The sequence below is a fragment of the Kurthia senegalensis genome, from assembly GCF_000285595.1.
Lineage (GTDB): Bacteria > Bacillota > Bacilli > Bacillales_A > Planococcaceae > Kurthia > Kurthia senegalensis.
In genome coordinates this window covers 94,868-100,867 of the sequence record NZ_HE611069.1, presented here as the reverse complement: position 1 = coordinate 100,867, position 6,000 = coordinate 94,868, and the positions used below count along the sequence as shown (strand labels likewise).

Sequence of the window (6,000 nt, the reverse complement as noted above, 5' to 3'; positions counted from 1 at the left end):
TTTTCTTTTTTACGAAACAATCTACGAATACTAACGACGATGGACAACCAAAGGAGTCCTCCAAACGTATCGAGAAGCACGTCTTGACCAGACGCGGTACGGCCTGCGGTAAAATGTTGATGCAATTCATCTGCACACGCAAAAAGAAACGTGACGAAAATTGCAACGACAAAACGCCATTTACGTCTAGGGAGTGCGATATAGACCGCAATGGCCATCGCTCCGAAAGACGTAAGATGTGCAAATTTACGAACGAGAAACTCTAAAAAATAATAATATCCACGAGTTTCTACAGAAACATCCATACCGTAATACGGAATATGAATGTATGATAGTACATCATAAAATGGTGCGTTAGGGAGTAGTCGCATTAAGTCAGGAACGATTGTTTGCTGTTTGTAAGGCATACTTGACGAGATAAACACACCGATGAGTAGCAATACAATGGGTAAGAACTTCATCCAACGCAATAGCCAAACGTCCTTTCTTGAAGCAGTTTATTTATAAAAAACGTACCATAAAAATAGCTTTATGCCTAATTATTTCCGAGAATGATATCGTAATGTAATAATTAAACTATGAAACAACGAATAATTTAGACATTTTGAACAATAAATGTTAGCATTGCTAATAATAAAAGAAGGGAGGCAGAAAAATGAATCGGCTGCCTGCATATTTAATGGTCATTGTGATCGGATGCTTATGTATTACGTTTGGCGTCACACATATTCTGCCGCCTAAAATTCAATGGACATTATTAATCATCGGTATTTTACTAAATATGATTGCTATTATTTTACTATATTTCTTTTTACAAAAAGAAGATGCGCGAGCGCATAAAAACGGAACGAAAAAGAAACCGTTACAATAAGAAATAAATAATATTGACTTTCGTTTAGTCTGCACGGATTTTGTGTAGGCTTTTTATTTGGAATGAATCGCATTGTGTGAAAATAAAAAAGTTGGGAATAATGTAGAAGGAGGTGTAAGATGCTTCAAACGATTCTTCTCATTATTATAATCAATGTTATTTATATGACGCTAACGACGCTGCGTATGATTTTAGTCATTAAGGGTTATACGAAAACAGCCTCTGGTTTATCGATGCTCGAGGTGTTTATTTATTTAATTGGTTTAACGATGGTGTTAGATGAAATTAGCAACCCATGGAATATGACTGCGTACTGTTTCGGATGGGGGCTCGGTGTCTTTGTCGGTAGTTTAATTGAACGCCGCCTCGCTTTAGGTTATGTGATGTTTGAAATCATCGTTAATGAAACGGAAATTCAAGTCGTTCCTTTATTAAGACAAAATGGGTATGGTGTCACTTCTTGGATGGCGGATGGGAAAGACGGCCGTAAAATTTGTATGACGGTCATCGCAAAAAGAAAAAATGAAAAGAAGCTTCGCTATACAATTTTAGAAATGTCTCCGAAAGCGTTTATCGTTTCGTATGAACCGAATAAACTCAATGGCGGTTTTTTAACAAAACAAATGCGCAAAACCTAGCTTTTCTAATGATTTAAAAGTAAAAAATTGGATTATTATACTGTACAAAATCTATGTCAGTAGGACATGTAGAACTATTTTATACAAAAAGATTCGTATGAATAGATCACTCTCCTTTTTTTTATGAAAATCAAATCGGTCGTTTATGACAGAAAATGCTCTTTTATACGTAAATATTTTGAAAAAACTAAATAATTGAAAGATTGTTTATAAATAGGGCTTTAATTTTTTGAAAATTCATTTACAATAATTAGGTAAAGGAAGATAGAAAACCTAATGCTTTCAAAAAAATGTATTTTAGTATGGAATTGTTTAAAGGTTGACGATTTCATCTAAAAAAGGCACGATACAGAGTAGAGCAAGATTGGCTCAATATTCTGTTGGAGTTGGAGAGAGTTCGATGTATAAATTTATAGGCAAATTTGTCAAATGGTTTTTAGGTTTATTTAATAAAGCAGAAGTGTTTAATAAGCATAATATACCGGCAGAGGGCGGTTGTATTATTGCATGTACGCATACAGGTTGGATTGATATTTTAAATTTAGGGGTTTCTATTTATCCAACGCCAATTCATTTTATGGCGAAGAAGCAATTGTTTGAAATAAAAGGACTTGGATGGTTTATTAAGAAAATGAAAGCTTTCCCAGTAGATCGTGAGAATCCAGGACCGAGCGTTATTAAAATACCACGTCAACTTTTAAAAGAAGGGAAAATCGTAGGGATTTTTCCGAGTGGTACTCGTAATGCAGAGGGTGATTCATTAAAGCAAGGAACAATTACAATTGCGCAATTATCGAAAGCGCCAGTAGTTCCTGCAGCATACATTGGGCCGAATACTCCGAAAGATGTTTTTCGCCGTCAAAAAGGTTACTTAATTTTTGGTGAACCATTTTATGTAACTGCAAAAGGCAAAGAAGGTCGAGAAGAGTATACACATTTATTAGAAAAGGCACTGATGGATCTTCAACAACAATTGAAGGAAAAAATTGCTGCTGAGAAATAGTCATACGCAAAGGGGCATCGCGTAATCGAATAACTATTTTTGGAAATGCTGCTGTTTGAAATTCATACAAATACCAATATAGGAGTGGTGGATTCAATGGTAACAGTTAACATTTTAGAAAACGCAGAAGAAAGTAAAGCAGTACGTGAAAAGTCAATTTTAGAAAAAATGGCTGAACACCGTAGTCAAATCATTTTTAAACAACGCATGAACGTTGGTTTGACGCAGTCTGAACTTGCTGAAAAAGCAAATGTTACACAAAAAACAGTTAGTCGTATTGAGCGTGGGGATACGAAAGTTCGTGAAACAACATTAAGAAAAGTTTATGAAGTTTTAGGCATTACAAGTGATCATTTAGAAGACTTGAAGCAGTACATAAACTAATTGGGGTATTAAGTTTAAGTAGAAAAGAGGCATTCGCGCTGGCGTGAGTGCTTTTTTTGTCGCAACCTTTCCTCGTTAATGGCGTTCAATGAAAAAGAATGGCATAATGAGGAAAGAATTTGTAATTGTAAAGGTGATGAAAAAATGGAAGAGCAAAATAAGAAAAGTAAATCAAAAGAGCTCATGTCTTGGGTATGGCCCATTTTAATTGCAATCGTTATTGCTTTTGTTGTGCGCCAATTTTTAATTTCTCCTGTAACCGTAAAAGGAGAATCAATGGAGCCAACGTACCATGACAATGATCGCATTATGATTTGGAAACCAGGCAGTATCGACCGAGATGACGTCATCGTTTTCCAATCGCCTGTAGAAGATGATCATTACATTAAACGTGTTATTGGTTTACCAGGTGATACAGTAAAAGTAGAAGATGAGAAATTGTTTGTGAACGGTAAGGAAGTAAAAGAGCCTTACATAAAAAAAGCGGCACAAACGTATGAAGAAGAAGTAGGCGATCAATATACAGTCGACTTTACAATGCAAGAAGTGACGGGTGAGAAAACTGTACCGAAAGATTCTTATTTCGTATTAGGGGATAATCGTCCGAATAGTAGTGATAGCCGTATGTATGGATTCATTAAACGTGATGCCATCGACGGGAAAGTATTATTCCGCTATTATCCTTGGAAATAAATAAAGTAAAGGTTAGGTTGCATAAGCGCTTAACCTTTTTTATTTATACAAATAGGGGGATGAATATGAAACGCGTTTTATTTATTTGTTTAGGAAACATTTGCCGTTCTCCGATGGCAGAAGCTATTTTTCGTGATCTCGTACGAAAAGAAGGTCTACAAAATCGATATACGATTGATTCAGCAGGAACATCAGGCTGGCATGAGGGAGAATGTCCTCACGAAGGAACGTTGAAAAAATTAAAACAATATGATATTTCAACGGAAGGGATGTACAGTCGTCCTTTAGTAAAAGAAGATGCTGCACAATTTGATTATTTCATTTGCATGGACGATGACAACGTACGACAAACGAAAAAAATTGTAGGAGACGTACGCATTAGTAAATTACTCGATACGATTCAGCACGAGACGAAAAACGTACCTGACCCATACTACACAGGAGATTTTGAAGAAACGTATACGCTTTGCTTAGAAAGTTGTAAGCAATTATTGCGTCGATTAGAAAATTAAAAAGGACGCATTTGGAACTGACCTACGAAAGAAGTGCCAAGCCTTATGTGTTTTTAAAACCTTAAACTACCTTTTTCCGGTGTTGAACTGGAGAAAGGTAGTTTTATTTTTGGAAAGGATAGGGTCCCATTGTAAATAAGACAATTCAAAATTTCCTTGATGCACTCGAGTGCTTTTTAGATGAATGACATATTTCTTCGATAGTTTCGACTATAGCAATGCTCGTTATAAAAACTATGTACATAAAATAGTTCTAAAGATACAATAAAACATTAAAAAAATAGTTTTTTTATCACTTGATAAGGGGAATAATGGAATTATATTAGGTAAACATAATAATGAGGGATGAGGTATGCTTCATGAATAAAAATAAACTAATGCTGTGGTTATCATCGTTAACGGTAGGCATTGTTTTAATCGTAATGGTCTTACACCAACAATTTAATTTTTTACACGCGTATAGCATGGCGCATCACGGTGTTGAATTATCGATGCCATTGTTCATTTTGAAATGGACATTTTTTGCACTGCCTCTTTTATTGTTGTTCATGAGTTTCATCTTATACAAACTTAATAAACAACATAGCGCATTGCCGATTGTATTTACGTTAACGTTAACGTTCGCTTCCATCGCAATTATTGCGATGGGTAACGGTCTTGTAGAATATCATTTTTCAGTATTTATGGTTATTGCGATGGTATCTTTCTTAGGTTCTGTTCGAATGGTATTACTAAGTACAGGGATTTTCGCTGTTCATCATTTACTCGGGTATTTTTTATTCCCGCAACTCATTTGCGGTAGCCACGAATATCACTTTTCACTGTTGATGATTCATGCCGTCTTTTTATTGTTCACGAGTGGAGCCAATATCGTTCTTATTATGCAACGGAATGATGAAGTGAAAGCTGAAGAGTCAGAGCGTGATCGTCTGTTAGCGGAGGAGCGCCAGTCGATTGTTGCGACATTTGATAAAACGATGGAAAGCTTACAAAATACAGCAGAAGAATTAGTAGCAAGTTCTAGTCAATCACATACAGCTATTGAGCATACGAGAACATCGATTACGGATTTAACGACGACGATCGCCTTACAAGTAGAAGACTTAGAACTGTCGGAAAAAGAAATGCGTGCATTGAGCGAAAAGTTATCCACAGTAACGGAATTAGCGATTGAAAGTAAAACGAAAGCACGAGAAGTGTCTGAAAATGCGATGAGCGGGAAAGAGCTGATGATTAATACACAGCAGCAGTTTGAAAAATCGGCGTCATCGGTTAATCGTTTAGCAATGACGATTGAATCGTATCAAAAACAAGTACAGCAAGTGGATGTGTTAGCTCAACAAATTAATGGTATTGCGAATCAGACGAAATTATTATCGTTAAACGCATCGATTGAAGCGTCAAGAGCAGGGGAACACGGTCGTGGGTTTGCTGTTGTAGCAAAAGAAGTATCGAATTTAGCAGAGGCGTCTGATGCGACGGCAACGACGATTCAAACTCAAATCGGACAAATCGTCGGAGATGCGAATAAAATGTTAGAAGAAATGAAAGATGTTTTAAACGAGCTACAGCAAAGTAATACGTATATGAATGATTCAGAAGAAACGTTTGCGTCGATTACGAGCGATACAATCGATACGACGAAATTGTTAGAACAATCAACGGAACATACGATTCAAGTGGATACGAGTTCAAAATCAACGCTAAAAAATTTAGATCGTATTACCGCTTTATTAAAAGAAAATCAACAAACAGCTTCTGCGATTATGGCACATGCTGAAGAACAAGTAATGAATGTGAAAAGGACCGCACAGCTCGCGCACGTTTTAAAAGAGTTAGCGAAAGATATGGCATTCTCATCAGATGAAATTCGAAATGCTTAGAACATAAACAGTGGGT

8 protein-coding genes are annotated in these 6,000 nt (G+C 36.2%); 7 read left to right on the top strand and 1 reads right to left on the bottom strand.

What is annotated here, in order from left to right:
• On the bottom strand, positions 1–461 hold a 461-nt coding region (locus KSHG_RS17040), incomplete at its 3' end, for a VanZ family protein (protein ID WP_083844901.1).
• A gap of 194 nt (positions 462–655) precedes the next feature.
• On the opposite strand from KSHG_RS17040, the gene KSHG_RS13080 reads away from it, so the two are divergent.
• The 7 genes from KSHG_RS13080 (at position 656) to KSHG_RS13050 (ending at position 5,984) form a co-directional block, all read left to right on the top strand.
• Entirely contained in the window at positions 656–871 is a 216-nt protein-coding gene (locus tag KSHG_RS13080) for a hypothetical protein (protein ID WP_010307478.1), read from the top strand.
• 119 nt (positions 872–990) lie between these two features.
• Positions 991–1,509: a DUF2179 domain-containing protein gene (locus KSHG_RS13075; RefSeq protein ID WP_010307476.1), complete on the top strand. Its 519-nt coding sequence runs from the start codon at positions 991–993 to the stop codon at positions 1,507–1,509.
• A 400-nt stretch (positions 1,510–1,909) separates the two neighbouring features.
• The gene (locus tag KSHG_RS13070; protein ID WP_010307468.1) at positions 1,910–2,512 is read left to right on the top strand and encodes a lysophospholipid acyltransferase family protein; all 603 of its coding nucleotides are present in this window, start codon (positions 1,910–1,912) and stop codon (positions 2,510–2,512) included.
• Between the two features lie 96 nt (positions 2,513–2,608).
• Entirely contained in the window at positions 2,609–2,896 is a 288-nt protein-coding gene (locus KSHG_RS13065; protein WP_010307466.1) for a helix-turn-helix domain-containing protein, read from the top strand.
• Between the two features lie 144 nt (positions 2,897–3,040).
• Positions 3,041–3,589, top strand: coding sequence for a signal peptidase I (gene lepB, locus KSHG_RS13060; protein WP_010307463.1), 549 nt, complete (start codon positions 3,041–3,043; stop codon positions 3,587–3,589).
• 65 nt (positions 3,590–3,654) lie between these two features.
• Entirely contained in the window at positions 3,655–4,101 is a 447-nt protein-coding gene (locus KSHG_RS13055) for a low molecular weight protein-tyrosine-phosphatase (RefSeq protein ID WP_010307461.1), read from the top strand.
• A gap of 359 nt (positions 4,102–4,460) precedes the next feature.
• Positions 4,461–5,984, top strand: coding sequence for a methyl-accepting chemotaxis protein (locus tag KSHG_RS13050; protein ID WP_010307460.1), 1,524 nt, complete (start codon positions 4,461–4,463; stop codon positions 5,982–5,984).
• Positions 5,985–6,000 lie beyond the last annotated feature (16 nt).